A 26,736-nucleotide genomic window follows, 5' to 3' on the forward strand; every position below is an offset into this window, starting at 1 on the left:
ATCAACAAGGACGAAGAAGCGCCGATCTTCCAGGTGGCCGATTACGGCCTGGTGGCAGACCTGTTCGAAGCCATCCCACAACTCGCTGCACAGCTTTGATACAAGGATTGCGCGATGACAACACAACATCTCAACGCCTGGATTGGCCGAAGCGAAATCAGCCACGACCGTATTACGCACAATCTGGTAAAGCGCCTGGCTTCGACGCTCAGTGAGCCTGCGCCAGCCCCCGGTGATGCCCTCCCCTTGCTGTGGCATTGGGCGTTCTTCCAGGAACCGGTAGACGAAAAAGGCTTGGGCGACGATGGCCATCCCGCTCGAGGTGGCTTCCTGCCGCCGGCGGATAATCGCAATCGTATGTGGGCGGGCAGTCGTCTGGAGTTCATTCGGCCGCTTCGAGTGGAGGCAGAGGTATCACGTCGCTCGACCATCTTGAATGTTGAGGAAAAACTCGGGCGCACGGGCTCGTTGTTATTCGTCACGGTCAAACACGAATACATACAGGATGGATTGAATGCACTTGTAGAAGAACAGGACATTGTCTACCGGGAGCCAACGCCACCCAAATTGGCTGGAACAGAACCAGCACCGCAAGGAACCTGGCTGGAAACGGTGGTTCCGACTCCGACATTACTGTTCCGATATTCGGCGGTTACTTTCAACGGGCATCGGATCCATTACGACTGGCCTTACGTGACCGAATCTGAAGGTTACCCGGGGCTCGTCGTCCATGGCCCGCTCATCGCTACCCTGAACCTGCGCGCTTTCCAACGCGCAAATCCATCCGTACACGTTCATAGGTTCAACTTCCGTGGCGTGAGGCCACTGATCTCTCCCGATGAATTCGAGGTGGGAGGACGCTTGCTGAAAGCCGGTAAGGCTCAGCTTTGGGCAGCGACTGACGCCGGCATGGCTCAGGCAGCAGAAGTCGAATTCACGTTGGAGGCGCAAAAATGAACACTGATAAAGTGCGCACGGCGCTATTCGTCCCCGCAAGCCGTCCAGAGCGTATCCCCAAAGCACTGGCCAGCGGAGCCGATCGGGTCATTGTCGACCTGGAGGATGCTGTCGAAGAGGCCGCAAAGGAAAATGCACGGAACAATCTGGATAACTTCCTTACAGAACATCCCGATGCTCGTGTGCTCGTTCGTGTCAACGCTCCCGAACACTGGGCACATGAATCCGATCTCACGGTGTGCCAACGTCACTCTGGAGTCACCGGCATTCTGCTGCCCAAGGCTGAAACGGCTGAACAGGTGGGACGGGTGTGGGCCACAGGCAAACCTGTATGGCCAATCATCGAAAGCGCTCGCGGGCTGGTTGCCCTCCCCCTACTTTCCTCCTGCGCAGGTGTCGAGCGCCTCTCATTTGGCAGCCTGGATTTGGGACTGGATCTCAATCTGAGTACGGGCAGTGATGCCGCGGGCCAGGTCCAGGGCCACGCTCGGTATGCTGTGCTGGTGCATAGTCGTGCCGCGGGTTTGGCGGATCCTCTTGATGGGGTATTTCCAGCCATTCAGGACGTCGACGGTTTGTTTCGCAATGTCCAGTTTGCCCGCGACATGGGATTCGGCGGTGCGCTGTGCATCCATCCGAGCCAGGTCAGCATCATCCATCAGGCATTGGAACCATCAGCGGCAGAACTGGAATGGGCACGCAGGGTTGTGCAGGGTGCAAGCCATGGCGCGGGCGTGTTCACCCTCGACGGCCAGATGGTTGATGCCCCCGTAATTCTGCGTGCCCGGGCAATCCTGAAGCTTTCGAGGTAGTCAGCGAGATCCACGCCCTGTCCAGGTTACCGCCCCATGACTGAATCTCGATTGCTGGATAAGAAAACACTGTTGCAAGCGGCACGCGAACTCCTGGTCGAGTGCGGTTACGGTGCCATGAGCATGCGCCAGCTTGCTGCACGGGTTGGACTGCAACATGGAAGCCTCTATCACCACGTGGCCAGCAAGCAGGACCTGCTGCTCGACGTCCTCATGGATATCCTCAGATTGCGACTGGAGGACTGGCGCGACGGCTCACACTCACGTGATTTGCACGGCTATGTGAGCTTTCTTCTCAACCGCCAGCGCTCCCACCCGTGCGAAGAGCTCTTGCTTCGTCACGAGTCTCGTCACTTGAACTGCAAGCAACAATACTGGCTGGACCAGATGCTGGGCGCCTTGCGCATGCCACTGCGGCAAATTCTTGAGGAAGGCAAGGAGGAAGGTCGCTACAACATCCAGAACGTTGATCACACCACTGATGCGATCACCGCGCTCCTCGAGGCTGCCGACAGCATGCGTCGCAAGTCGGCATCAACCGATGAACAACGAATCAGCACATGGATTATGAGAATGTCCCTTGTCGCACTGAGCGAATAGGATGGGCCTGATACCGCAGCGACGGTTCAGCGCCACTTGTATTCCAGATGCCGCTCAACCTGCTCTGCAGCGACGTTCAAGCACCCCTTGAAAAAGTGATTCGCTCCCGCCAGTACCGTCACCGCGCGATGATCGGGTTTCGCCCATTGCAGCAAGTTCGGCAACGGCGCCATCTCATCCAGCTCACCATGCAACAGCAAGCAGTCTTGCGCCAGAGGAAGTGCTTCGTAATGACGACCGCCTGGTACTTCTCCCACAGGAAGACCAAGCAGTGCGACCGCCTGGAGTTGTCCTGGCAATTTACAGGCGACTCGTGCATATACGTGTGCGCCAAAAGAAAACCCCACCAGAGCCACTGACAGCTGTGGAAACGCCTGGCGAATGTAATCAACTACAGCAATGCTGTCTTCTGTTTCGCCAATCCCTTCATCATGTTGACCGTCGGTTCGGTCTACGCCACGAAAACTGGGACGGATCACCAACCAGCCGTTTGCGCTCAGGTGGCGCGCAAGTGTCAAAGGAACGATATGGCGCGGACTGCCACCCAACAACGGCTGTGGGTGACTGACCAGCACAGCGCCCCTGAGTGGGCCCGGAGGCTGATCGACAAGCACCTGGATTCGGCCGACAGGCCCGTCAATGAATATCTCGTTGCGTGTTGCATTCAGCATGGCTGTAGTCCTGAAGTCATAGGCCACCAACGTTCAAGATTCTGGCGCGACTCACATTAACTGCCCCGTGAGAGATCGCGAAAGAACCACCACCAGCAAAACGTTGATCAAGGCCAGCGCGCAAAGTGTCGTCAGTACACCCATAGCGCCGAAGTGCTGGAGTAGATAGCCGCCAACCAGAGGTGTCAGCGCCTGACCGATCAATGAAGGACGCGACATCTTGCCCATCAGCGCGACGTACTGCTGGGGCGGCATCAGGGACAAAGGCAGCAAACCGCGTACGATGGCGCGCAGGCCATTGCCGCACCCATACAGCAGTAAACCCAGCGCCGTCACTTGCGGTGAAACAGCGACGAGAAACATGCCGGCAGCGACCAGTAACGAGGAAATCAGAGCGGTCCAGATCGGATGTCGCTTGCTCGAGAGAACTTGCAGAATGCGCGAAGCCACCTGGCTCGGCCCTACCAGGGCACTGAGCGCAATGGCACTGGCCAACGAATATCCCAGCCCTTGCAACACGGCCACTAGTTGGACGGAAATGGCAGTCATGATGATCGCGCCCAGCGCGAAGGTCCAGGTCAGCAAAAGATACAAGCGCCGGTTAACGCTGGCATTCGGCTTGACAGCTTCGCTTTTCCGCACGGCCTTGTACTGGACGGCAGGTAACACCCAAAGGTAAAGCGGTGCGACAACGACGATCAGAATCACCGCGTAGACAAGGCAAGTCGTTCTCCAGCCAAAATGTCCAATGGCCAATGCGACCACGGGCCATATCACCGTAGTGGCGAAACCCGAGATCAGCGTAATACCCGTAATCGCCCTGCCCGCATGCTCTGCATACAAAGCACCTAACGTTGCAAACAGCGCCTCGTAAAGTCCCATCGCCATACCGGCACCGATAATCACCCACGCAAGCATAAAAACTGGAAGGGTCTGACTGACAGCAATCACAAGCAGGCCCAGCCCGACAATCACGCCGCTGCCAGCCAGTTGCATCCGCCCTCCTTGGCGGGCGACCCAGCGGCTCGACAGTGGAGCAAGCAACGCAGATACCAGTAGCCCCAGTGAAAGTGCGCCGTAGACCCAATGGCTGTCCCAATCGGTCTCGCGCATGATGGGTTCGGCCATGACAGCCAGCAGGAAAAAAGAACCACCCCAGACCAGAATCTGCAGCATGCCCAGCACAAAAATGCCAAGCGGTCCGGGAAGACGCACGCCAGTGCTCACAAAACGTCCTTCATTGTAGGAATGGAGTCAAGCAGCGCTGCCCCGGTCAAGAACGGCCTGTCCAGGGTTACGTCTGCGCAAGGAGAAACATCATCGTGCGAACAAGTCTAAATAGCCCGGTCACGTGCTGCCATAGAATCCAGGCCTACCAGTTATGCCGCAATTGACCGATCCATGAGGTGCTGTCTGAAGGGCGTATTCGATACACGGGCGAACTGCCTATGCCGTTTCGGTCCCTGGCTGCACCACCCCACGCTCCTCAAGCAAGCGAACAAACATATTCAAGCTTTGCGACACCGTACCTCTGCGCCAGACCAACCATGTACGCAAGTAGCGGAACGCTGACGACAACGGCCAGATACTCACCGTGCTGCATCCGGGCATGCTTTCGAGCATGCTGCGGGGCATCAGCGCCAATCCGGCTCCAGCGCTGACGCAAGCCAGCATGCCGTGATAGGACTCCATTTCAAAAATCTTGCCCGGTACCGCAGCATCCTTGCTGAACCAACTCTCAAAGTGATGGCGATAGGAACAATTGGCGCGAAACGCATAAATGTTTTCGCCGCTGACATCCTGCGCGCGGTGAATCGGTTGATGATGCTGCGGGGCGATGATCACCATTTCCTCCTGGAACACCGGTACGCCTTCCAGAGCTGGGTGCAAGAGAGGACCATCAACGAAAGCCGCGGCCAATCTGCCCGCCAGCACTCCATCGATCATGGTGCCGGAGGGCCCGGTGGACAGATCCAGATCGACTTTCGCGTAGCGCTGGTTGTACGCCGCCAGCAATTGCGGAATACGAACTGCTGCCGTGCTTTCCAGGGATCCCAGAGCAAACGTACCCTGGGGCTCCGCACCCGCAACGGTCGCCCTGGCCTGCTGTACTAGATCAAGAATTCGCCTGGCATAGTCGAGAAAGCTCCACCCGGCCGGCGATAACCGCAGACGACTTTTCTCGCGGATAAACAGCTCCGCTCCCAAGTCCTGCTCCAGCTGTTTGATTCGCATGGTCAGATTCGATGGGACTCGATGGATGTGCTTGGCGGCGGCGCTGATGCTGCCGTGATCGGCTACGGCTCTGAAAATCTCCAGCTGTACGAGGTCCACTTCATTCTCCATTCGTGAATGTTTCACTCAATATTATTCACTTAACAGAACACAAGCACCACCGTAACCTGAAGTCATCTCCAACGTGAAGGACGGCGTGATGACTCAGATTTCCAGTCTTACCCATGCAATTTCGATCAACCCCGCAACGGGCGAACAGATCGGCAGCTACCCTTTCGAGTCCGATGCGAGCCTGCAACTTGCCTTATCTCGCGCCGCGTCCGGATTTCGCGTCTGGCGCGGCAAATCCATCGCCGTGCGCGCGCAACTGTTGATCTCGCTCGCCGGGGTGTTGCGAGACAACGTGAACGCCATGTCGAACATGATTGCCTTGGAGATGGGAAAACCCATTGTTCAAGCATGTGGCGAAATTGAAAAGTGCGCGCAGTTATGCGAGTGGTACGCCGAACACGGCCCAGCCATGCTGGATGCGGAACCCACGCTTGTCGAAGGTGGGAAGGCCCGCATCGAGTATCGTCCACTTGGTCCGATTCTCGCGGTGATGCCCTGGAACTTTCCTGTCTGGCAGGTTTTGCGTGGTGCGGTCCCGGCGCTGATCGCCGGCAACACTTACGTGCTCAAACACGCGCCAAACGTCATGGGCAGCGCCTATCTGCTGCTCGATGCATTCAAGACGGCGGGATTTCCCGAGGGCGTTTTCGAGGTAGTCAACGTCACCCCTGATGGAGTCTCTGCGGCTATTGCCGATCCGCGCATCGCGGCTGTGACATTGACAGGAAGCGTGCGAGCCGGCATGGCGATCGGCGCCCAGGCTGGAGCGGCGTTGAAAAAATGTGTTCTGGAATTGGGCGGTTCCGACCCCTTTATTGTGCTCAACGATGCCGATCTCGACGAAGCAGTCAAAGCCGCCGTCATCGGCCGCTACCAGAACACCGGGCAAGTGTGTGCAGCGGCCAAACGATTGATCGTCGAGCAAGGCGTTGTCGAAGAGTTCACTCGAAAATTCGTCGAAGTCACACGCAACCTGGTAATGGGTGATCCTCTGTCCAGCACCACTTATATCGGTCCAATGGCGCGATTTGATCTGCGTGATGAGTTGGATCAGCAGGTCCGCAGCACGCTTGAGGAAGGTGCGACGTTATTGCTGGGTGGCAAGAAAGCGGCGGGCGTCGGTAACTTTTATGAGCCTACGGTCTTCGCCAACGTTACTGACCAAATGACCTCGTTCAAGCAGGAGCTGTTCGGTCCGGTCGCGTCGATCATCACCGCACGCGATGCTGCCCATGCGCTGCAATTGGCAAATGACAGCGAGTTCGGTCTGGCCGCGACCATCTACACAGGCAATGTCGACGCGGCTCAGCAGTTGGCCGGCGAGCTGGAAACCGGTGGAGTGTTCATCAACGGCTACTGTGCGACCGATCCTCGAGTGACTTTCGGCGGCGTGAAGAAGAGTGGTTTTGGTCGGGAGTTGTCCCATTTCGGCGTGCGTGAGTTCTGCAATGCGCAGACGGTTTGGCTGGATCGACGTTGACTGAAGTCGGGCGTCCTGCTTGTAGCAGGGCGCCAGGTTCAGATCCGCCATCGGCAATTGCTGGCGACACTCACCTGCACCTACAGCATATGCCCGGCCCAAATACCATCCTCCACAAGCTGGGTCGCCAACGACACGAATGTCTCCCCCACATATCGCGTCGCTGGGCTCACATGCCTGTCCGCAGGCAAGACCATCACCAGCTTGCGCATCGGTGTCGGGTCCACAAGTGGCGCAGCGCAAAGCGAGCCGTTTTGCAGATGGGCATAAATTGAAGCAAGCGGCAGGGCCGTATAACCGAAACCGTGTCGCACCAGGTCGATCATCGCCCCGAACGAATCCGCTTCAACGCTGGTGACTATTTTGAATCCTGCGTCGTTGGCGAATTGATCCATGATTTTGCGCAGGCTATGTCGCGGACTCGGCATCACGAGCGGTTCGTTTGAGAGCGCCGAAAATTTCACAGGTTTCTCTAATAGCAGCCCGGCCTTTGGCGGTCCTACCAGAACCAGATTTTCCATCATGACCGGTTCGATTCGAATGGTGGGTAGTGGTGGAAGATCGTAAGAAATGGCCAGCTCCAGTTCACCTCGCTGCAACCAGTCAACAAGATAACCGCTGAACGCCGACGAGAACCGAATCGACAACTCCGGATGGGCTTCCCGGAGTCGCTTCACCAGCGGGACGGTGATGATCTCGGCAATAGTCGGCGTGGTTCCTATGGCAACGGCTCCGCGGAACGATGCAATACCACCGGCAACAGAGCTGCGGATGGCCTCCAGCTCATCCATGATCCGGGTTGCATGCGCCAACACCTCACTCCCCGCCTCTGTGATGATCATCCCCCGACCATGGCGCTCGAACAGATAGACACCCAGTTCCTTTTCCAGTTGGCGAATCTGTCGACTGAGGGCGGGCTGTGCAATATGCAGACGGTCTGAGGCTTTGCTGAGGCTGCCAAGCTCAGCCACATGGATGAGAGTTTTTAGTTGTACGACGTCCATCGGCTTGCCTGCAAAGAGTGTTTTTGAATGTGCTTGCGATTATAGGGAGTCTAAGTAGACAGACCTGCAACAGCTATAAAATCTCGGCATATCAGTTAGAGGTTCTGCCTCCTTATTGAATCCGTTGCTCTGGAGTAGCTTGAATGCATGTCGATGCCTAAAGCTCGACTGACTACAAGAATAAGACCAGAGGGCTTCAACATGTCTCATACCGCACCTCCTCTCCTGGCAGCGCAAGTCCAAACGCTGCGAGTCCGGATCACCTCAGCACAGTTGCGCTGAACTTTCCGATTACTCCTTACACCGTACACGGAATGCATGCCTTGCACCTTCCGTGGTGTCCTGCACCTTGCCAGAGGGTCAATACCATGCCTGCACCACTTTCCGTCCCCGATCATCAGGATCGCTCGTCGACCAACCAACCCAACCGCGTAAAGGCTATCCTCGGTGCCTGTTCAGGTAACCTGGTTGAATGGTACGACTTCTTCATTTACGCCTATACCGCCATCTATTTCGCGGCCTCTTTCTTTCCCAAAGGAGATACCACCACGCAACTTCTGGCAACGGCTGGAGTATTCGCTGTCGGCTTCTTCATGCGCCCTTTGGGTGGATGGATCTTCGGCTGGTTGGCGGATACCCGCGGACGCAAGGTTTCGATGATCATCTCGGTGCTCATGATGTGCAGTGGTTCGCTACTGATCGCGCTCATGCCTACCTATGAGACCGTCGGTATAGCAGCTCCAATCATGCTGGTCGTGGCACGGCTGATCCAGGGCCTGTCCGTAGGAGCCGAGTACGGTACCGGCGCAACTTACATCAGTGAGATCGCTACGCCTGGCCGTCGCTGTTTCTACGGTTCGTTCCAGTACTTCACCATCATCGCCGGGCAACTGCTGGCACTGTTTACCGTCGTTGCCTTGCAGCAGACTCTGACGGATGAACAACTGCGTGAATGGGGTTGGCGTATTCCGTTCTTCATCGGCGCTGTGAGCGCCATTGTCGTGGTTTATCTGCGACGCTCGATGCACGAGACAGCTTCGAAGAAGGAAATGCATCGCGAAGGTGCCGGATCCCTGCGTGGGATGTTCAAACACAAACGAGCGGTGGCACTGGTGATCGCCTTCACCATTGGTGGATCACTGTACTTCTACACCTTCACCACATATATGCAGAAATTCCTGGTGATCTCAGTCGGATTCGATGCCGAGACAGTGAGCTTCATCATGACGTCGGCGTTGATTGGCTTCATGCTTTGTCAACCCCTGTTTGGCTTGATGGCAGACCGGGTGGGAATCAAGGTGCATATGCTACTTTTCTCTGGCCTGGGCATACTGTTGGTTATCCCGTTGCTCTTCGCGTTGCAAGGCGCTCACAACCCGCTCATGGCATTCGCCTTGGTCTTCGGTGGGCTGGTTGTCGCATCGCTGTATACTCCGATCGCCGGCATCGTAAAGGCCGAGCTGTTTCCACCAGCGGTACGTGCACTTGGCGTGGGCTTCCCTTATGCCATTGGTAACGCAGCGTTCGGAGGGACGGCGGAATATGTAGCGCTCTCATTCCGTGCCGAGGGTGCGGAAAGCTACTTTTTCTTCTATGTCGCAGCAGTTCTGTGCGTAACATTCATCGCGTCGGTGCTGATGCCAAATTTGACTCGGCATGGCTATATCAGCGGCGACGGCAAGGTAGAGGAAAACACCGGCCTTCACGTCACCAAGGTGCAAGCTTCCCAGGCCTGAGTCTTCATTGGCTGCTTCAAGCCTGAGCTACATTGTTCATGTGGAAATCCAACCCGCTTTCACACGTATGAAAGCGGGTTTCCAGTTTACGCAGCGTCCAATGGGTGCCTTGGCCGACAGAGCAGGAAATGCCTTCCAAGCTTCGACGGTATTGATTTTACCCTCTGCGCTAATCTCAGCAGCCATCGATCCTGTCTCAGGGGGTACCTGCATAAAACCGCTCAGCATTCCCAAGATCAGCCACCGGCGCCAACAACCCCGGATCAAACGCATTCAAACACTTCCCTCCCGCCACCCGCCTCGGCCAGTCCGCATGGGTCAGAGCACCGCGCCCCAGGGCGATCGCGTCGGTTTCGCCTCGCTCGATCATGCCGGTGGCCTGATGCGGGTCGTGGAGCGAACCGTTGGCCAGGACTGACAGGCCGCTGTGTTTCTTCGCCAGGGCAGCCAGACTCGGGCCTTCGCTGAAAGCAGGTTTCCAGGCTTCATATTCCGTGGTGTGCAGGTAGTCCAGAGGCAACTTGCCCAAGGCAGTGAAGACCTCGACAGCTTCCTCTTCACCACCTGACCACTTGTGCGCGAAGTCATTGACCTTGGCCTGCGAGATGCGCAATCCCACGGTAAAGTCAGGCCCAACCGCTTCGCGCACGGCCGCGACCACCTCATGGATCAGGCGTGTCCGCCCTGCGACATCACCTCCATAACCATCCTCCCGAAGGTTGATGCCTTCAGTCAGGAACTGATCCAGCAGATAACCATTGGCACCGTGGATCTCGACGCCGTCGAAGCCCGCTTCGCGGGCACGTACGGCGGCCTCGGCGAAGCCGGCCACGGCGTGCAGGATGTCCTGCTGAGTCATCGCCTCAGGGACGGGATACTCGCCCTTGCCACGATAAAACGTCATCTGTTGCCCTTTCGGGCGCACGACCGAAGGGCCGAGGTTTTTGTCGCTGTGTACGTTGCCTTGGGACAAGGCCCCGGCATGCATGAGCTGGGCGATGATCCGACCGCCCGCCCGGTGAACACTGACCACAATCGTTCGCCATCCTTCGAGCTGTGCCGCATTGGCCAGGCCAGGTTGAAACAGATATCCCTGGGAAAATTGTTCGTCCGTATAAAGGCCTTCAGTGATCACCAGGCCAAAGCCGCCTTCGGCAAATTGGCGGTAGTAATCACTCATTTGCGCAGTCGGAACACCCTGTTCAGTCGCGCTGACGCGCGTCATCGGAGCGACCACCAGGCGGTTTGGCAACGCGAGTTGGCCGAGCGTGGTGGGTTGAAATAGCAAATGACTGTTCTGGTGCGCTGCATGGGCTGTCATTTCACTGCTCCCCCGACTGACGTACGGCTGCAATGGCTTCGATTTCGATCATCGCCGCCGGGTCGTAAAGCGCCTTGATTTCGGCGATGGTGTCGGCCGGGTAAGGTGCCGAGAAGAACTGGCGGCGCAGCTCGACGACTTCCTCGAAGTGCCCCATATCGGTCACGAATATCGTCACCTTGATCACGTCATCAAGGCTGGAGCCTCCCGCCTCCAGCGCCCGGCGAAGGTTGGCGAACGCTTGTTCACCCTGGGCGAAAAACCCGCCGTCGACGATCTGTCCATCCGAGCCGCTGCCCGCCTGGCCGGAGATGAACAGAAGGTTTCCAAACTTGATGCCCTGTGACAGCAAGTACGGTTCGTAGGGGTCGGGTTGCGTAACGATGCGTTCGATCATGATTGCCTCCAGTGGAGTTGAGTACGACCAAATGGATGACTTGAAATCATCGACCTGGCTTCGAGCTCAATACTGGACACCACGCAACAACTGGACAAACGATCAAATATCAGGCGTAAGATGATTTCAAATCATCCATGAACGACATTGAGCCATGCGCCGACTTCCTCCTCTTTCAGCACTTCGCGCATTCGAAGCCGCCGCCAGGCATGGCAGCTTCAAACAAGCCGCCCAGGAACTGGCGGTCACACCGACTGCAATCAGCCATCGAGTCCGCGCACTGGAGGAACATACCGGTCTGGAGTTATTTGTAAGGTCGGTCCGACAGGTCAGCTTGACTGACGCGGGCGCAACGCTGTTTCCGGTGCTGAAACAGGGCCTCGATGCCTTCGAATCCGTTTTGCAGCAATTGACCCAAGCCTCCCAGCGCCAGCGCGTCACCATCACCGCCACCAATGCGTTCACGGCCAAGTGGCTGATGCCCAGGCTGTCCAGGCTGCATGCGCTGCACCCTGATATCGACCTGCAGATCCAGGCCAGCGATCAGGCCGCCCTGTTGTCGGATCAATCCTTCGACATCGCTTTGCGCTATGGGCAGGGGCCGTATCCCGGCTTTAACGCCGAACCCTTGTTCACGGATGAATATGCGCCAGTGGTGAATCCGCTGCTGCGAGTCAACGGGCCGGCATCACTGAAATCATTGCCGGTGATTCACTTCGACTGGACACGGGACAATCCTGCCAACCCTACCTGGCAAAAGTGGCTGACCCATGCAGGCCTGCAAGGCACCCCCCTTCAGGGGCAATTGCGCTACTCGGATGAGGGTCACGCCATTCAGGCTGCCATTGCAGGCCAGGGCATTGCGCTGCTCAGCCTGGCGCTGGTGGCTGAAGACATCGCTGCGGGGTATCTCGTACAGCCCTTCGGGCCCGCCATTGCCGGCTACACCTATCACCTGTTGACCCGTGCAGACAAACAACCCAGCCCCTCGGTACAGAAAGTGGTGATGTGGCTTCGGGGAGAGATCGAAACCCAGGGTTGACGAGCCTCTTCCAATGGAGACCGATATTCATCAGCCAAGCTCATGAATGCAGGCTTCAATGGTTTTCCGACGCCGTGCTGCACCGTATAGTGGCGGCCTCTCACAGCCCAAGGAATGGCCATGCCCGCGATCAACACTTCAACGCGTTGCACCAAAAGGAAGATTTCATGCGGGTTTCAATGATCCTTGCCACGATTGGAACGGCCGTGTCGATGGCGTCTGCGTCGGTGTCGGCATCACCCGCGCAGCCTTCGAACCCGCCGTCACAACCGATGACCCACAAGCGAATCTCGGTGCAGGTTGAAGGTTCGGGCAAGGACATCATATTGGTTCCAGGCCTGGCCTCATCCCGCGACGTGTGGGCGGATCTGGGGTCCAGATTGCGCAAGGATCACCGCCTTCACCTCGTCCAGGTCGCGGGATTCGCCGGCTCGCCGGCCGTACCTGATGCAGAGGGCAAAATCGTCGCGCCAACGGCCGAGGCCATCGCTGAATACATCCAGAGCCAGCACATCGAGGCGCCGGTGATCATCGGCCATTCGCTGGGGGGTGAGGTGGCACTGATGCTCGGTGCGCGCCATCCAGATCGGGTTGGGCGCCTCATGATCGTCGATGCGCTGCCCTTCTACACGTTGTTGTTCAACCCTTCCGCGACCAGCGAAACCGCTGCTCCGCACGCCGCCGCCATGCGCGATGCGATGCTGGCCGCGTCAGCTGAGCAGACCGAGGCCATGCAAGCCGCAGCCATCGCCCGCCTCGCCAAAACCGAAGCACTCAGACCCGCCTTGACGTTGGCCGGGATCAGCTCCGATCGCAGGACAGTCGCTGATGCCACGTATGAACTCATGACCACCGACCTGCGCCCTGAACTGGGCCGCATCAAGGTGCCGGTCGAAGTCGTCTACGCCTACGACCCTCTTTACGGGATGCCAGCATCCAACGTCGATGCACTCTTTCGCACCGCCTATGCCTCGACGCCGGACATCAACTTCACGCGCATCGACGGCAGCTTTCACTTCGTCATGCTGGATCAGCCAGAGCGGTTCGCCGAGGCGGTCTTTGCTTTTCTCAACAGGTGAGTGGCGTCGATGGGCGCGCCAGATGACGGTAGACTTCGCGTCTGCAACGCTGAGTCATGGCGGCTGTGCGTGGGACGTCTTCGGACGTGCCGCGCATAAGCTGCGACCTTCAAGTATTTAATTGCCGGCCGATAACCAATGGACATATAGACCAGGGAGTTGTCTGTGAAGCCCCTTTTGCTTGCCCTTTCGTCTGCTCTTTTGCTGTGTGGCTGCGGCTCTACAAGCTATGAAAAGCCCATACAGGAACAGCCCTATGATCAGACGACCACGGCCCGGATACGCCTATTCGGCAACAACGGTTTGCCCGTCGCAATCAATCCAGGACAAGACTGTGCTTCGAGTAAAAAACCTCTTCTCGCCTACGGATATACCGTTGCAGACAAGGTCAACTCGACATTAGGAAAACACACAGTGCGAAGCGCAGGGATGCCTGCATCCTGGAGAAGTGAACATCTGAGCTATGGAGAGTCCTACTCGGAGTTTGTCATCCCCGCAGGACAGCCATCCGTAGTTGCGATGCAAATGGTCACAGAACAAGTGGTTTGCTTACCACCCAATCGTGTATTCGTTCCCGTCGCGGGCAAGGACTATGAGGCATACCTGAAGCGGTCCAACGGACAATGCAGTGGGGTAATTCGATTGCTGTCCAGTTCAGAGACGCCTGGTACCACCGCAGAAGTGCCGTCGAGTAGCTGCGCCAACAAATAGAAAAGCTCTCAGCGCTCAGGTCGTCTTCGCTTCAAACCCGGACAGTCGCCTACTGATGTCGGGTAATCGGCAGGCACCCGCAGCGTGTACCCACAAGTGTTTACTCAACGCACCAAAATATCGGATGACGCCTAAAGCCCTCTGTAGGCAAACTCTGATTCTTGCTGCTGGGCACTTTGATGCCTTGTTGCGCGTTTCTTTGGCGGGATAGTCTCTGGTCGTCAGAGCTTCTCCATACATCCCCATACGCCACTTTCGTAACTCTTCGCCTCATCGATAGCCCGTCTACCATCACAGCAATAGGATTGGTGGTTTTCAGCGTAGCCCCTGCGCTTTTTGAACTAACTAAAATTTAAAAGACACAGAAAATTTTGGCCCGAGCTCAGCCCTCAAACTTATAACTAGTCGGTCCCCCAGGACCTGAACTCACGCTCCAACTCCTCACTCTTGAACCCGGAATTTGGTGGGTAATCAACATCCAGTGTGTTGTCATACATAGTGGTCCATTTCAATAGACGTTCCCGAAGCTTTTTAGAAATCGGAAGGTCGCAGGGAGCCATGCCGCAATATTGCTCAGATTCTCTTGTATCAGTTGACCCTTTAGCTTGAATACAAGGCCGCATTTTCAGCACCGGAGCCAACACCTCTCCCTTTTTTCACAAAAAAACAATAGACGAAAATTACGAAACTTTATCCCACTTTACCGCGGCCTTCTATTGACAGCATCCAGCAGCCGCTCCAGCTCAAGGCCATAACTATTCGACTCAAAGCTTTCCTCTACGCCGCTCATCATGAACTCATTGGAAATCAACTCACACAGCTCGTCTCTCTCATTCGACGATATTGAACCATTAAGTATTTTTTCAGCTAACTCCAGTTGGAATTCTCCCACCAAAGAGCACAATGCAACTAAAAGCTGACATTGAGGGGCTGCCATCCGCGCCTTTCAACCCTTCGAGCCGGCCCTCGACCACCAGCACCTGTAGCCGCCCATCCGACACATAGAGGCCTCCGTGGGTCGGGGCGTTTTCGGGAACCAAAAAGAACGCGTCAATCTGCAACCTACTCACAACTTTCAGCGGCGACCCAAACGTCGCGGCTACCCGCCATTAAGTGCAAGCACCGCCCAGTAACAGCGCCCAACCTCCCCCACCCAAAACCCGCCCCTACGCCCCACCCTGTGGCATTCGGTAACGAATCGCGCCCATTCAGTGCGCTCGACTCCTGAAAAAACACCATTCCCACAACAAAAAACCATCAATCGAGCACCAGAACCCATAGTTGGCACGATTTTAGGTTAAGTACAACTACAGGATTGTTGAACAATCATGCTCACTTCAACTGCGTTGAGAAACCGAGGATACGAACATGCAAAAAGGTCTGATGGGCAAAAAAACCAGCTTCGCATTGGCGATCGCCCTGTCTTGCGTGGCGCCGCTGCTGTCGGCGGCAGAGAGCAAGGGCACGCTCAAGCCGGGAGAACTGTCGATCGGTTCCGACCTGACCTATCCGCCCTACACCTATCTGGAGCAAAAACAGCCCAGCGGTTTTGATCCCGAGTTCATGCAGTTGATAGGCAAGCAGTTGGGACTTGAACCGCGCTTCCTCGACACCCGCTTTGCCAACCTGATCCTGGGCGTCAATGCGCAGCGTTTCGACGTGGTCGCTTCGGCGCTGTATGTCACCCCGGAACGCGCCAAGCAGGTGGATTTCATCAGTTACCTGAAGACCGGCTCCTCGCTGATGGTGCTCAGCGCCAGCGACTTCCGCCCGCAGCGCCCGGAAGACCTTTGCGGCAAGCGCGTGGGCTCGATCAAGGGCGCGTCCTGGGTGCCCAAGCTCAACAAGGTGTCCGCCGAGTATTGCGTGGCCTCGGGCAAGCCGGCGATCCAGTCGCGCGAATTCCCGACCTCGCCTGAAGCGGCTCAAGCGCTGCTGGCCAAGGCTGTGGATGTGCAGATGGAAGACCCCGCCGTCGCCAAGATCACCGTGGAAAAACTGCAGGGCAAAACCGTGATCAGCTCCAGCGAGTTGATGTACCCGGTGGTCATCGGGCTGGCGGTGCGCAAGGGCAACCAGGCGCTGCTGGATGAATTGAACACAGCATTGGCGCAGATCAAGCAGGACGGCAGCTACGGCCAATTGCTGGCCCGCTACAACCTGGACGAGCCGAATGCCGGCGAGATCAACACGGCGCTGGGCACGACCACCCCTTGAAACCCTGCGCCGAGCGCATCCAGTAGCGGATTGACCGATTTTTCCGGCCTCCGGAAAAATCACAGCAACGCGGAGTAAGTACATGCAATTCGATTGGTATTACACCCTGGGCCTGTTGTGGAACGGCGATTTCTGGCGAGCCGTGGCAACCGTGGTCGAACTGAGCCTGGAAACCTGGCTGCTGGGCATCGTCCTGGGCTTTTTCCTGGCCTTGGCGCGACAGTCGCAACGACGCTTGCTGCGCGATGCAGCCGGGCTCTACATCTGGTTTTTCCGTAGCCTGCCGCTGCTGGTGCTGCTGATCTTCGTCTACAACCTGCCCCAGGTGTTTCCGTCGACCAGTGCGCTGCTGTCCAATCCCTATTCGGCCGGCCTGATTGCCCTGGTGCTCAGTGAAGCGGCGTACATCGCCGAGATTCATCGCGGCGGTCTGCTGGCGGTGGCCAAGGGTCAACTGGAAGCGGGCAAGGCCCTGGGCATCCGCTATCGCGGTGTGCAGCGACTGATCGTGGTGCCCCAGGCATTGCGGGTGGCCCTGCCGACCTTGGCCAACGAATACATCACCATCGTCAAGCTGACCTCGCTGGTTTCGGTGATCTCGCTGTCGGAAATCCTTCTGGTCGGCCAACAGCTCTATACCCAGAACTTCCTGGTCATGGAGACGATGTTCGCGGTGGCCTTCTATTATGTGTTGATCGTCACCGTGTTCAGCCGCCTGCTGCGCCTGCTGGAAAACCATCTGGACGTGACCCGGCGCCAACCCAAGCGCATCGCCCCGGCCGAACTCGGGCAGGTGGCGACCCGTCGTGCTGCCGGTCAATCCGAGCCGGGCGAGTTTGCCCTGCAGGCGCGGGGCGTGCGCAAGTCCTATGGCGAGCTGGAGGTGCTCAAGGGGGTCGAGCTGAATGTCCGCTGGGGCGAAGTCGTGTCGATCATCGGCCCCTCGGGCTCGGGCAAAACCACGCTGATCCGCACCATGAACGGCCTGGAGAGCCTGGATCACGGCGAAATCACCCTGCAGGGCCAACCGTTCCTGCGCGGCACCCGGTGGGCGGAAGGTGCCTTGGGCGACAAGGTGCATATGCAGGGCATCGTGCATGTCGGGATGGTCTTCCAGGGCTTCAATCTGTTCCCGCACAAGACCGCCCTGGAAAACGTCATGCTCGCCCCGGTCTATCACGCCCATGGCGATGGCGAAGCGCTGCGCCTGTTGAGCCTGGCCCTGCTGCGCAAGGTCGGCATGCTTGAACATGCCGGCAAATACCCGCACCAGCTTTCCGGCGGTCAACAGCAGCGCGTGGCGATTGCCCGGGCGCTGGCAATGCGCCCTTCGGTGATGCTGTTCGACGAGCCGACCTCGGCCCTGGACCCGGAACTGGTCGGCGACGTACTGGCGGTGATCGAGGAGCTGGCCCGCGAAGGCATGACCATGGTGATCGTCACCCACGAAATGAACTTCGCCTTCAAGCTCTCCGATCGGGTGGTGTTCATGGAAGGCGGCGAGATTATCCAGAACGCCGCGCCGCGTGAAATGCTGGAGCAGCGCAGCGAGCGCATGACCAAGTTCCTCAAAGACGTACAACTGGCGTGAGCCGAGGGGACAAAACGGTGAGTCAACCCAAGGAAAAAAGCCTGTCGCTGTCGGATCAGGTCGCCATCGAGCTGCGTGAAGACATCATCAACGGCCGCCTCTTGCCAGGCACGCCGCTGGTGGAAAGCGATCTGGTCAATGCCTACAACGCCTCGCGCAATACCGTGCGCGAAGCGTTGCACCAACTGGGTCGGGAAGGCCTGACCAGCTACGTGCGCAACAAGGGCGTGATGGTGCGCCGCATGGGCATCGACGACGTGCGCGACATCTTCAAGGTCCGTCGCACCCTCGAATTGCAGGCCATCGTCGCGAGCAAGCCGCTGCGCGAATACCAGTCCGACCTGATGCTGGAGGCCATCGAGGCGGCGCAACTGGCCCAGGACCGCGAGAACTGGCAAGCCTTCGGCACCCACAGCCTGCGCTTTCACCAACATATCGTGGGCCTGATGCGCAGCCCGCTCTTCGATGAATTCTTCACCCATGTCGCGGCCCAGATGCGCCTGGTGTTTTCCAGCGCGCCCAGCGAGGAAGCCTTCCAGAAACCCTGGCTCGAACGTGACCGGCATATTCACGACCTGCTGGGCGAAGGCCGCAAGAAAGAAGCCGAGGAAGCCATGAGCAGCTACCTCAACGACTCCGAACTCGTGCTGCTGGACATTCTGAGCAGCATCCCAAAACACTGAAAGAGAGGACACCCCATGTACAAGGATTATCCAGCGGCCTACCAGGTCAGCAAGGGCGCGGCACTGCAAGTCGACAAAGCCTTCTATGATCGCGTGCGCGAATCCAGGGACAACCGCACCCTGGTCGAGCAGTTCGAAGTGCCGATCCGTACCGGTCGCGCCTGGAAGGTGCCGGCCGGCCATGTCTTTCGCGTCACCACCCCGGTCGGTCCGCAGGTTGGCGACTTCAACGTGTGGAGCGCCAACGACCCTCGCGAACGCATGTGGGCGGCCCGTACTCGCCAGTTGCAAGGCGCCCACGTCAGCACCTACGACCGCCTGTGGTCGAACCTGCCCTTCCTGCGGCCGATGGTCACCATCACCGATGACAGCCTGGCCCACTACGGCATCGACGAACACGGCGGTCGCCTGCATGACTTGCTCGGCACCCGCTGCGACCCTTATGTGAACAAGATGCTCACCGGCGAAGACTTTCACCACCACTGCCATTCGAACCTGACTCGCGCCGTATTGCCCCACGGCCTGACCGAGTTCGACGTGCATGACGTGCTGAACATCTTCCAGTGCACCGGCCTCAATCACGACGACATGTACTTCATGAAGGCGTGCCCGGCGAAACAGGGCGACTACCTGGAGTTCTTCGCCGAAATCGATCTGCTGTGCGCGCTCTCGACCTGCCCGGGTGGCGACCTCTCCCTGCCGATGTGGGGCCCGGATGCCGAGGATCCGCTGAAGGTCTGCCGCCCACTGGGCGTGGAAATCTACCGCCTCGACGCGTCACTGCTCGAAGGCTGGAAACAACCCGAGCGCGCCGCCTACAACGGCAATCACGGCCTGCTGATCCCGAAAGCCGAGTGGGAAAAGTAGCGACAGGTTGTATTGGAGCCCGGGGCGCCCATTGGCTCCCGGGGCTTTTGCTGCCTGCCAGGCACCGAACGGCGGTTATTCTCTGCGGTCCAAGACGTTGCGCATGGGCAGTCCTACGCTTGCGGGCTCAGCCGCAACACGCGAACGCACGTCCGTGTGGCGGTGCCAGGCGGAATTTCCCTGCGCGCACTTCTTTCGCATCCTGCCAGCTACCGGGCAAATCCGATGCTAGGCTGTCCCGATAACCGAGGATTCGCAATGCCCAATTCCGACCTGATGCCGACCTTGCTCTACAAGCTCAACGAGAACCAGCTTGCCCTGGAAGCCGCCATCATGGAGCTGGCGAACTGGGCCGAGAAACACGGGGCCGGGGACATTGCCGAGAACGTGCATGTCGCTCTGGACGTGCTCGACAGGAATGAAGAGTTCATCAAGCTGACGCTTGCGGTGCTGATGACACCTGAATGAAACACGGCGCGAGACGGCAAGGACCCGCACCCGCCCTTGCGATCCCATGAACAAGCCCACCCTGACCAGTTGCGGCCACTCAGCATTTCTCTGAAACAGCTGGCAGGGCGAACGCTTGAACCTTATGCCAGTCAGTCCTTCGCGTATATCAGCCATTCCCTGATAGCCGTCTCCCAGACACTTATCGGACACGCCCACCAAAACCCTATTGCCCGGCGCCCAGAGTTGGGGCCCACTGTCTACGACAGGTCATTTTCAAGCGGCGCAGCAGGCGCCAGAATTTCCTCGAGAAAGTCGATGAACACGTTGATCCGACTCGATCCCCGGTGATTGGGCAGATACAACGCGTTGATGCAACTGCTCGCACTGCCCGGGTTGACTTCGTAGTGCTCCAATAACCGGGTCAAGCGCCCTGCGACAACGTCGTCGCGCACCAGCCAGTCGGCGAGCAGGGTCACTCCGCCGCCCTTGATGGCGGCCTCGCGCAGGATGTCGGCGTTGTTGCTTTGCAGGCGGCCCTGGACGTTGAGCTGAATGGTTTCCTCGTCGCCCTGGAACGTCCAGTGCTGATGGGAGCCTCCATAGTCGAACCGCAGGCATTGATGCTCGAGCAAGTCGCGCGGATGACCGGGGGTCGCATGGCGGCTCAGGTAATCCGGGCTGGCCACCACCCAGCGCTGAAAGGCTCCGACCCGTTTGCTGACGATGTCCTCGCTGACCACCGTGGAGCCGAGGCGCACCGACACGTCAATCTGCTCGCTCAGCAGGTCACCGACCTGATCGCTCAACGACACGCTGATTTCCAGCCCGGGATGGCGGTCGAGCAACCGGTCCAGGTGGGGAGCGATGATGCGTCGACCGAACTCGACCGGAACGCTGATGCGCAGGCGCCCCTGCGCATCGCTGCCACGGTCGGCGACCACCGCATCGGCTTCGTCGATGGCCTCGAGAATGGCCACGGCTTTCTCGAAATAAGCCTGCCCGGCGACGGTCACGCTGGTGTTGCGGGTCGTGCGGTTGAGCAGACTGGCACCCAGTTCGTGTTCCAGCCCCGCCACCTGGCGCGTGACCGAAGAGGTGGAGATACCGAGCTTGCGCGCCGCCGAGGAATAGCCGCCGCAACGTACGGTCTCAACAAACATCTTCAGTGCCAGCAACTTGTCCATCAGTAGGGTCCGGTCGATAGGGAACGGTGCCGATTGTGCCTCACCGTTCGCCGGACGTCTTGTATGACCGTGCTTGACCGCCAGATGATCAGGCATCGGCCTTGCGCCCGAGGAACATCACCAGCGCCAGCGCCGGAAGCACCGCCACGGCCATGGCCGACAGGTGCCAACCGAAGTGTTCGTACAGCGGGCTGGCCACCAGCGAGCCCAGGGCGCCACCGACGAAGATGCTGGTCATGTACACCGCGTTCAGTCGAGCCCGGCTGTGCGGGTCGATGGCGTACACCTCGCGCTGGCCGAGTACCATGTTCAGCTGCACGGCGAAATCCAGCAACACCGCACACACCACCAGCCACAGGTAACTGCTGCCCGGCAAGGCTCCAATCAACAAGGAGGCCGGTGCCAGCAGCAAAGCGACCAAGGTCCCGCGACGACCGTGACCGGCATCCGCCAGGCGCCCGGCAATCGGCGCAGCGACCGCCCCCACCGCGCCCACCAGGGCGAACAGCGCGACCTGCGACTGGCTGAAGCCGTGGTGACGCATCAACTCGATGGGCGCAAGGGTCCAGAACAGGCTGAAACTTGCGAACAACAGCCCCTGATACAACGAACGTTGACGCAGCAGCGCATGGCGACGCACCAGCGCAAACACCGAGCCGATCAGCGCCGCGTAGGTCGCCTGGTGCGTCGGCACACGGCGCGGCAAAGCGACCGCAGTGATCAGCGCAATGACGGTCATCAACGCCGCCGCGCTGAAAAACACCCCGCGCCAGCCAAACACGTCCACCAGCAGGCTGGACAGCGGCCGCGACAACAGAATGCCCAGCAACAGGCCGCTCATGATGTTGCCGACCACGCGACCACGACTGGCCTCGGGCGCCAGGTGCGCCGCCAGCGGCACCAGGATCTGCACCGCCACCGAGGTCAGGCCGATCAACAGGGAAAACACCAGGAACATAGACGGAGAATGGGTCAGCCCGGCGCACAGCAGTGTCACGCTCGCGGCGAGGGTAAAGCCCACCACCAGGCGGCGGTTTTCCATCAGGTCGGCCAGCGGCACCAGCAGCAACAGGCCCACCGCGTAGCCAAACTGGGTCAGTGACACGATCAGGCTGGCATTGGCGCTGGACAGGCCGATCTGCGGCGCGATCAGTTCAACGATCGGCTGTGCGTAATACAGGTTGGCCACGACCGCGCCACAGCAAAATGCCAGGAACGCGACCATCAGGCCGGAGAGCGAAGCAGGCTGTTCGGCCTTGGCCGCTGCTGCAGGGTTGCCCGTGAGCATGATGACACCTCAATTGCATGGAGAAAGTGAGGGCAAGGCTACGGGTCCCGCGCGGCATCGAGAATGGGTGCCGGGAGCAAGGCAGTGATGCGCCATCCGCAACGGTTCGGGCCGTTGCTGTTGGCGCAACGCGGTATTGCGCGACCTGGCAATACTCTGGCGCCGACGCCTGCTCTACCGTGGGGCAACTGGCGCCGGGCTTTCCCTTGACGCCCTGACCCGACCGTTCAAGGAGCTGATCATGACGTCACCCGCTGCTGCACTCCCGCGCTTGAAATGCCCATGAACAGCCACCTGTTGAAGTCAAGACGCCTGTGGATCGGCGTCGCGGCCCTGGCGTTGATCGGCGCAACCGGCGCGGCAATGCTGATGTGGCGCCCGGCAATCGCCCCCATCGATCACCCGCCGAGTTTCGAGGCCGCACAAGTGCAACGCGGAGCGCGGGTGGTCGAGGCCGGCGATTGCGCGGTGTGCCATACCCGACCCGGTGGCCAGTACCTGGCGGGCGGGCTGGCGCTGGTCACGCCGTTCGGCACGCTCTACAGCACCAACATCACCCCGGACCCGCAGACCGGTATCGGGTCCTGGTCACTGCCGGCGTTCGAACGGGCGATGCGTGAAGGGATCGCCCGCGATGGCCATTTCCTCTACCCGGCCTTCCCCTACGTGCACTACCGGCGGATGACCGCTGCCGACATCGCCGATGCCTATGCGTACCTGATGAGCGGCCCGGCCGTGGACTCACCCGCGCAACAGAACCACATGAACTTCCCGATGAACATTCGCCCGCTGGTGTCGTTCTGGAATCTGCTGTTCCTGCATGGCGAGGTGCTGGCGCCCGTGGCGGAACATTCAGAGGCCTGGAATCGCGGACGTTACCTGGTCGAAGGCCCAGGGCACTGTGCCGGCTGCCATTCGCCGTTGAACCTGATCGGTGCCGAGAAGTCCGGTGAAAATCTCGCCGGCGGCAGCGTCGATGGCTGGGAAGCGCCATCGTTGCTCGGCATGGCCCGTCGGGCAAACCCATGGCGCCAGGATCAACTGGTTCGCTACTTGCGGGCAGAAGTGGTCGAGGGTCACGGCACCGCGGCCGGGCCGATGCGCCCTGTCAGCCTCGGTCTGGCGAAACTGCCTATCAGTGATGCGCAGGCGATTGCCGAGTACCTGCTGAGCCTGCAAACCGCGTCGACGGTGAAGGAAGTTCATTCCGGCGCCACCACCGTTGCACCCATCGACCACAACCCCGGCGCCCTGCTGTTCGCCAGTGCATGCGCCGGCTGCCATGCCCCGTCAGCGCCCATGCGGATGATCGACGGGCGCCCCGCCCTGACGCACACCTCGGCATTGCAAAGCCCGAGCGCGCGCAACTTCCTGAAAACCGTGCTCGAAGGCATACCCGCCATCCCGGGCGAGCCCGGCCCGGTCATGCCGCCATTTGCAGCCAGCCTGGACAACCAACAGCTCACGGCCCTGGCGTCGTACCTGCGCCAGCAAGCCACCCCCGGCCAGCCATGGACCGATCTTTCTTCCACGATTGACGCACTGCGTCAGGAGGCGAAATGACTCAACTCACGCTCAACGTCAACGGTTCGGCCAAGGCCCTGGAGCTGGAACCGGACATGCCGCTGCTCTATGCCCTGCGCAATCACCTGGGCCTCAACGGTGCCAAGTACGGTTGCGGCCTGGGCCAGTGCGGCGCCTGCACCGTCATCGTCGATGGCGAGGCGGTTTTTTCCTGCCTGACGCCCTGCGCGGGCCTGGAGGGCAAGCAGGTGCGCACCGTTGAAAGTCTCGGCAGCGCCGAGCAACCCGGCCCGTTGCAGCAAGCCTTTATCGACAAGCAGGCCGCCCAGTGCGGTTACTGCATCGCCGGCATGCTGATGCGGGCCCAGTCACTGCTGGAACAAAACCCGCACCCGGACGAAGAGACCATTCGCCAGCACATGGCGGTCAACCTGTGTCGTTGCGGCACCCACCTGCGGATCATCGAGGCGATCCGCCTGGTGGCCGGGCCAACCGGGAGCGCAGCATGAGCCAGGCGCCAGCCCTCAACCCCAGCCGCCGGGCATTCCTGCGCGGCAGCGCCTTGCTGATGGCCTTTACTCTGGTGCCGGCGGCCCGTCGCGCCTGGGCCGATAGCGAAGTCGATACCCTTGGCACCCTGGTGCTGGCGCCGGACCTGCCCGGCAGCCTGCGCACCAATCCCTACCTCGATGCCTGGATTCGCATTGCCCCTGAAGGCATCACCGTCTATACCGGCAAGGTCGAGTTGGGGACCGGTGTCAAAACCGCATTGCTGCAAATCGCCGCCGAACGCCTGGAAGTGTCCCCGACTGCCATCACCTTGCTGACGGCCGACACCGCCCTGACGCCCAACGAAGGCTACACCGCCGGCAGCCACAGCATCTTCGACAGCGGCACGGCGTTGTTCAACGCGGCGGCCCAGGTGCGTGAGTTGCTGATGGATTCCGCCGGACGCACCTGGGGCGCCGCACTGGCCTTGTTGAGCACTGCCGAAGGCGTCATACACGGCCCCGGCGGGCAACGGATGGCCTACGCCGACGCGGTCAAAAACGTCGACCTGCACCTTTACGCCAAGGCCGAGTCGCCGAGTATGCCGCCGACCGCGTTCAAGCTCATCGGCCACTCGCTGCAACGGCTGGATATCCCGGCCAAGGTCAGCGGCGGGCCTGCGTTCGTTCAGGACATCCGCCTGCCGGGCATGCTGCATGCCCGGGTCATCCGCCCGCCTCGTCCCGGCTGCACACTGCTGGCATTCGACACGCAGGCGATCGAGGCGTTGTCCGGCGTGGTGCACGTCATGCGTGACGGCAATTATCTGGCCGTCGTCGCCCGTGACGAGTGGCAAGCCATCAAGGCCATGCGCGAGGGATACGCGTCGGCGCAATGGAGCGGCGGCCAGGCAATCCCTGAGTCCCGGGACATTCATGCCTTGCTCGAACGCCTGCCTTCACGCCGCTACCCGATCAGCCATGAAGGCACACCTCAGGCGGCAACCGAACTGGGCTATCGGGCCCGGGTGACCAAGCAGTACCTGATGCACGGTTCCATCGGGCCGTCCTGCGCGGTGGCCTGGTTCAAGGACGGCAGCCTGACGGTCTGGACCCACAGCCAGGGCGTCTACCCGCTGCGCGCCGGCATCGCCGAAATGGTCCGGCTGCCGCCCGAGCGCGTTCGCTGTATCCACGCCGAAGGTTCCGGCTGCTACGGCCACAACGGCGCCGATGATGCAGCGGCGGACGCAGCGCTGATTGCCATGCGCATGCCAGGCACGCCGGTGCGGGTGCAGTGGATGCGCGAACAGGAAAACCTCTGGGAGCCCTACAGCTCGGCGATGGTCAGCGAAGTGCAGGCCAATCTGGATGCGCAGGGTCGATTGCAGGACTGGAACTACGAGCTGTGGACGACGCCGCACAACGAGCGCATCGTCAATGCCGGCCGGCTGCTGCCGGCGCGATTGCTGGCGCGTCCCTTTACCTCCGCGCCCTCGGTGCCGATCGCCCAGCCTGAAGGCGACGGCGATCGCAATGCCGTGCCGTTGTACACGCTGGCCTCCACGCGCATCGACATGAATTTCGTGACCCAGATGCCGTTTCGCACCTCCGCCATGCGCTCGCTGGGCGCACACATCAACATTTTTGCCATCGAATCCTGCCTGGATGAGCTGGCCGCCAAGGCCGGAGTCGATCCGGTCGCCTTGCGCCTGGCTCATCTGCCAGATCCACGGGCACGGGCGGTGATCGAGCGTGTGCGCGACGCCATCGGTTGGCCGCATGACAGTCCCGAGCCCGGCGCGGGGACCGGCCTGGCCTTCGCCCGCTACAAGAACATCATGGGTTATTGCGCGATTGCCGTGCGCCTGCGAGTCCATCCGCAGACCGGCGAGGTACGGATCGATCATGTCGTCACGGCGGTCGACGTCGGAAAAATCGTCAACCCTGACGGTCTGCGCAACCAGGTGGAAGGCGGGATCGTGCAGTCCAGCAGTTGGACCCTCTACGAAAAAGTCGCCTATGACGCCGGCGGCATTCGCAGCTACGACTGGAGCGGCTACCCGATCCTGCGCTTTTCGCAGCTGCCGAAAAAGGTCGAGATTCACCTGCTCGACCAACCCGGGCAGCCGTTTCTCGGGGCCGCCGAAATCGTCCAGGGCCCGATGGCCGCCGCCATCGGCAATGCTGTGGCGAAGGCTACCGGGAGGCGTTGGCTGAACCTGCCGCTGACCCGCTCGGAGCAGCCAGCGTGAGGCAGAACGTTCGCGGCATGCCCTGTTTCAATT

The 26,736-nt window shown here is 59.7% G+C and carries 23 protein-coding genes and 1 pseudogene; 16 read left to right on the forward strand and 8 right to left on the reverse strand.

The features are described from left to right. The 4 genes and pseudogenes from QIW53_RS17305 to QIW53_RS17320 all read left to right on the forward strand — a co-directional run. A pseudogene (locus tag QIW53_RS17305) lies at positions 1-99 on the forward strand (electron transfer flavoprotein subunit alpha/FixB family protein); the annotation flags it as partial. Positions 100-114: 15 nt separating this feature from the next. After that, positions 115-957, forward strand: a complete 843-nt coding sequence (locus QIW53_RS17310) for an FAS1-like dehydratase domain-containing protein (RefSeq protein WP_371050819.1) — start codon at positions 115-117, stop codon at positions 955-957. Beyond that, positions 954-1,769: an HpcH/HpaI aldolase/citrate lyase family protein gene (locus QIW53_RS17315; protein WP_371050821.1), complete on the forward strand. Its 816-nt coding sequence runs from the start codon at positions 954-956 to the stop codon at positions 1,767-1,769. Before QIW53_RS17310 ends, QIW53_RS17315 begins: the two co-directional genes overlap by 4 nt. A gap of 36 nt (positions 1,770-1,805) precedes the next feature. Next, complete coding sequence (locus QIW53_RS17320; protein ID WP_371050822.1) at positions 1,806-2,369, forward strand: TetR/AcrR family transcriptional regulator; 564 nt, start codon at positions 1,806-1,808, stop codon at positions 2,367-2,369. Positions 2,370-2,395: 26 nt separating this feature from the next. Here the strand turns inward: QIW53_RS17320 and QIW53_RS17325 are convergent, their stop codons facing one another. From QIW53_RS17325 to ptrR, 3 genes are all read right to left on the reverse strand, one after another. Then, complete coding sequence (locus QIW53_RS17325; RefSeq protein WP_371050823.1) at positions 2,396-3,040, reverse strand: alpha/beta hydrolase; 645 nt, start codon at positions 3,038-3,040, stop codon at positions 2,396-2,398. A 51-nt stretch (positions 3,041-3,091) separates the two neighbouring features. Next, positions 3,092-4,216, reverse strand: coding sequence for an MFS transporter (locus QIW53_RS17330; protein WP_371050955.1), 1,125 nt, complete (start codon positions 4,214-4,216; stop codon positions 3,092-3,094). 270 nt (positions 4,217-4,486) lie between these two features. Then, positions 4,487-5,374: a putrescine utilization regulator PtrR gene (gene ptrR / locus QIW53_RS17335; RefSeq protein WP_371050825.1), complete on the reverse strand. Its 888-nt coding sequence runs from the start codon at positions 5,372-5,374 to the stop codon at positions 4,487-4,489. A gap of 100 nt (positions 5,375-5,474) precedes the next feature. Between ptrR and QIW53_RS17340 the strand changes: the two genes are divergently transcribed. Further along, a complete protein-coding gene (locus tag QIW53_RS17340) occupies positions 5,475-6,866 on the forward strand; it encodes an aldehyde dehydrogenase family protein (protein WP_371050826.1) in 1,392 nt (463 codons plus the stop codon). Positions 6,867-6,946: 80 nt separating this feature from the next. Here QIW53_RS17340 and QIW53_RS17345 read toward each other — a convergent pair whose 3' ends face one another. Further along, a complete protein-coding gene (locus QIW53_RS17345; RefSeq protein WP_371050827.1) occupies positions 6,947-7,870 on the reverse strand; it encodes a LysR family transcriptional regulator in 924 nt (307 codons plus the stop codon). Between the two features lie 368 nt (positions 7,871-8,238). On the opposite strand from QIW53_RS17345, the gene QIW53_RS17350 reads away from it, so the two are divergent. Beyond that, positions 8,239-9,606 carry an MFS family transporter gene (locus tag QIW53_RS17350; protein WP_371050828.1) on the forward strand — a complete coding sequence of 456 codons (1,368 nt, stop codon included), beginning with the start codon at positions 8,239-8,241 and terminating at the stop codon, positions 9,604-9,606. A 196-nt stretch (positions 9,607-9,802) separates the two neighbouring features. Here QIW53_RS17350 and QIW53_RS17355 read toward each other — a convergent pair whose 3' ends face one another. Together QIW53_RS17355 and QIW53_RS17360 are read right to left on the reverse strand one after the other, a co-directional pair. Next, a complete protein-coding gene (locus QIW53_RS17355; RefSeq protein WP_371050829.1) occupies positions 9,803-10,927 on the reverse strand; it encodes an oxidoreductase in 1,125 nt (374 codons plus the stop codon). Between the two features lies 1 nt (position 10,928). Beyond that, entirely contained in the window at positions 10,929-11,324 is a 396-nt protein-coding gene (locus tag QIW53_RS17360) for a RidA family protein (protein WP_371050830.1), read from the reverse strand. 154 nt (positions 11,325-11,478) lie between these two features. On the opposite strand from QIW53_RS17360, the gene QIW53_RS17365 reads away from it, so the two are divergent. The 7 genes from QIW53_RS17365 to QIW53_RS17395 all read left to right on the forward strand — a co-directional run bounded on the left by QIW53_RS17365 (position 11,479) and on the right by QIW53_RS17395 (position 19,982). Continuing rightward, positions 11,479-12,366, forward strand: coding sequence for a LysR substrate-binding domain-containing protein (locus tag QIW53_RS17365; RefSeq protein WP_371050831.1), 888 nt, complete (start codon positions 11,479-11,481; stop codon positions 12,364-12,366). 167 nt (positions 12,367-12,533) lie between these two features. Beyond that, positions 12,534-13,445 (forward strand): alpha/beta fold hydrolase, encoded by a 912-nt coding sequence (locus QIW53_RS17370; protein WP_371050833.1) that lies wholly within the window; start codon positions 12,534-12,536, stop codon positions 13,443-13,445. Between the two features lie 2,079 nt (positions 13,446-15,524). Next, a complete protein-coding gene (locus tag QIW53_RS17375; RefSeq protein ID WP_371050834.1) occupies positions 15,525-16,373 on the forward strand; it encodes an ABC transporter substrate-binding protein in 849 nt (282 codons plus the stop codon). An 82-nt stretch (positions 16,374-16,455) separates the two neighbouring features. Next, positions 16,456-17,964, forward strand: coding sequence for an amino acid ABC transporter permease/ATP-binding protein (locus QIW53_RS17380; protein WP_371050835.1), 1,509 nt, complete (start codon positions 16,456-16,458; stop codon positions 17,962-17,964). Between the two features lie 17 nt (positions 17,965-17,981). After that, complete coding sequence (locus tag QIW53_RS17385; RefSeq protein WP_201192097.1) at positions 17,982-18,647, forward strand: GntR family transcriptional regulator; 666 nt, start codon at positions 17,982-17,984, stop codon at positions 18,645-18,647. Positions 18,648-18,662: 15 nt separating this feature from the next. Continuing rightward, positions 18,663-19,514 (forward strand): urea carboxylase-associated family protein, encoded by an 852-nt coding sequence (locus QIW53_RS17390; protein ID WP_192308190.1) that lies wholly within the window; start codon positions 18,663-18,665, stop codon positions 19,512-19,514. A gap of 258 nt (positions 19,515-19,772) precedes the next feature. Beyond that, entirely contained in the window at positions 19,773-19,982 is a 210-nt protein-coding gene (locus QIW53_RS17395; RefSeq protein WP_371050836.1) for a hypothetical protein, read from the forward strand. Positions 19,983-20,221: 239 nt separating this feature from the next. Here the strand turns inward: QIW53_RS17395 and QIW53_RS17400 are convergent, their stop codons facing one another. Beyond that, positions 20,222-21,148, reverse strand: coding sequence for a LysR family transcriptional regulator (locus QIW53_RS17400; RefSeq protein ID WP_371050956.1), 927 nt, complete (start codon positions 21,146-21,148; stop codon positions 20,222-20,224). Between the two features lie 88 nt (positions 21,149-21,236). Beyond that, positions 21,237-22,436, reverse strand: a complete 1,200-nt coding sequence (locus QIW53_RS17405) for an MFS transporter (RefSeq protein WP_371050837.1) — start codon at positions 22,434-22,436, stop codon at positions 21,237-21,239. Positions 22,437-22,718: 282 nt separating this feature from the next. Between QIW53_RS17405 and QIW53_RS17410 the strand changes: the two genes are divergently transcribed. Genes QIW53_RS17410 through QIW53_RS17420 form a run of 3 tightly spaced genes read left to right on the forward strand, consistent with a single transcriptional unit; the run spans position 22,719 to position 26,703 of the window. Continuing rightward, positions 22,719-23,999 carry a c-type cytochrome gene (locus QIW53_RS17410; RefSeq protein WP_371050838.1) on the forward strand — a complete coding sequence of 427 codons (1,281 nt, stop codon included), beginning with the start codon at positions 22,719-22,721 and terminating at the stop codon, positions 23,997-23,999. Then, positions 23,996-24,469 carry a (2Fe-2S)-binding protein gene (locus QIW53_RS17415; RefSeq protein ID WP_371050839.1) on the forward strand — a complete coding sequence of 158 codons (474 nt, stop codon included), beginning with the start codon at positions 23,996-23,998 and terminating at the stop codon, positions 24,467-24,469. The genes QIW53_RS17410 and QIW53_RS17415 overlap by 4 nt, the downstream gene beginning before the upstream one ends. Continuing rightward, on the forward strand, positions 24,466-26,703 hold the full coding sequence (locus QIW53_RS17420; protein WP_371050840.1) for a xanthine dehydrogenase family protein molybdopterin-binding subunit: 2,238 nt from the start codon (positions 24,466-24,468) through the stop codon (positions 26,701-26,703). The genes QIW53_RS17415 and QIW53_RS17420 overlap by 4 nt, the downstream gene beginning before the upstream one ends. Positions 26,704-26,736: the final 33 nt, after the last annotated feature.

The sequence above is a fragment of the Pseudomonas fluorescens genome, from assembly GCF_041354075.1.
Lineage (GTDB): Bacteria > Pseudomonadota > Gammaproteobacteria > Pseudomonadales > Pseudomonadaceae > Aquipseudomonas > Aquipseudomonas fluorescens_CE.

What these genes read in the sequence shown, in the direction of transcription:
- QIW53_RS17390 (WP_192308190.1), top strand. Translation starts at nt 18,663, where the DNA reads ATGTACAAGGATTATCCAGCGGCCTACCAGGTCAGCAAGGGCGCGGCA.
- QIW53_RS17340 (WP_371050826.1), top strand. Translation starts at nt 5,475, where the DNA reads ATGACTCAGATTTCCAGTCTTACCCATGCAATTTCGATCAACCCCGCA.
- QIW53_RS17360 (WP_371050830.1), bottom strand. Translation starts at nt 11,324, where the DNA reads ATGATCGAACGCATCGTTACGCAACCCGACCCCTACGAACCGTACTTG.
- QIW53_RS17370 (WP_371050833.1), top strand. Translation starts at nt 12,534, where the DNA reads ATGCGGGTTTCAATGATCCTTGCCACGATTGGAACGGCCGTGTCGATG.
- QIW53_RS17345 (WP_371050827.1), bottom strand. Translation starts at nt 7,870, where the DNA reads ATGGACGTCGTACAACTAAAAACTCTCATCCATGTGGCTGAGCTTGGC.
- QIW53_RS17395 (WP_371050836.1), top strand. Translation starts at nt 19,773, where the DNA reads ATGCCCAATTCCGACCTGATGCCGACCTTGCTCTACAAGCTCAACGAG.
- QIW53_RS17415 (WP_371050839.1), top strand. Translation starts at nt 23,996, where the DNA reads ATGACTCAACTCACGCTCAACGTCAACGGTTCGGCCAAGGCCCTGGAG.
- QIW53_RS17320 (WP_371050822.1), top strand. Translation starts at nt 1,806, where the DNA reads ATGACTGAATCTCGATTGCTGGATAAGAAAACACTGTTGCAAGCGGCA.
- QIW53_RS17405 (WP_371050837.1), bottom strand. Translation starts at nt 22,436, where the DNA reads ATGCTCACGGGCAACCCTGCAGCAGCGGCCAAGGCCGAACAGCCTGCT.
- QIW53_RS17410 (WP_371050838.1), top strand. Translation starts at nt 22,719, where the DNA reads ATGAACAGCCACCTGTTGAAGTCAAGACGCCTGTGGATCGGCGTCGCG.
- QIW53_RS17350 (WP_371050828.1), top strand. Translation starts at nt 8,239, where the DNA reads ATGCCTGCACCACTTTCCGTCCCCGATCATCAGGATCGCTCGTCGACC.
- QIW53_RS17420 (WP_371050840.1), top strand. Translation starts at nt 24,466, where the DNA reads ATGAGCCAGGCGCCAGCCCTCAACCCCAGCCGCCGGGCATTCCTGCGC.
- QIW53_RS17400 (WP_371050956.1), bottom strand. Translation starts at nt 21,148, where the DNA reads ATGGACAAGTTGCTGGCACTGAAGATGTTTGTTGAGACCGTACGTTGC.
- QIW53_RS17325 (WP_371050823.1), bottom strand. Translation starts at nt 3,040, where the DNA reads ATGCTGAATGCAACACGCAACGAGATATTCATTGACGGGCCTGTCGGC.
- QIW53_RS17315 (WP_371050821.1), top strand. Translation starts at nt 954, where the DNA reads ATGAACACTGATAAAGTGCGCACGGCGCTATTCGTCCCCGCAAGCCGT.
- QIW53_RS17380 (WP_371050835.1), top strand. Translation starts at nt 16,456, where the DNA reads ATGCAATTCGATTGGTATTACACCCTGGGCCTGTTGTGGAACGGCGAT.
- QIW53_RS17310 (WP_371050819.1), top strand. Translation starts at nt 115, where the DNA reads ATGACAACACAACATCTCAACGCCTGGATTGGCCGAAGCGAAATCAGC.
- QIW53_RS17375 (WP_371050834.1), top strand. Translation starts at nt 15,525, where the DNA reads ATGCAAAAAGGTCTGATGGGCAAAAAAACCAGCTTCGCATTGGCGATC.
- QIW53_RS17365 (WP_371050831.1), top strand. Translation starts at nt 11,479, where the DNA reads ATGCGCCGACTTCCTCCTCTTTCAGCACTTCGCGCATTCGAAGCCGCC.
- QIW53_RS17330 (WP_371050955.1), bottom strand. Translation starts at nt 4,216, where the DNA reads ATGCTGCAGATTCTGGTCTGGGGTGGTTCTTTTTTCCTGCTGGCTGTC.
- QIW53_RS17355 (WP_371050829.1), bottom strand. Translation starts at nt 10,927, where the DNA reads ATGACAGCCCATGCAGCGCACCAGAACAGTCATTTGCTATTTCAACCC.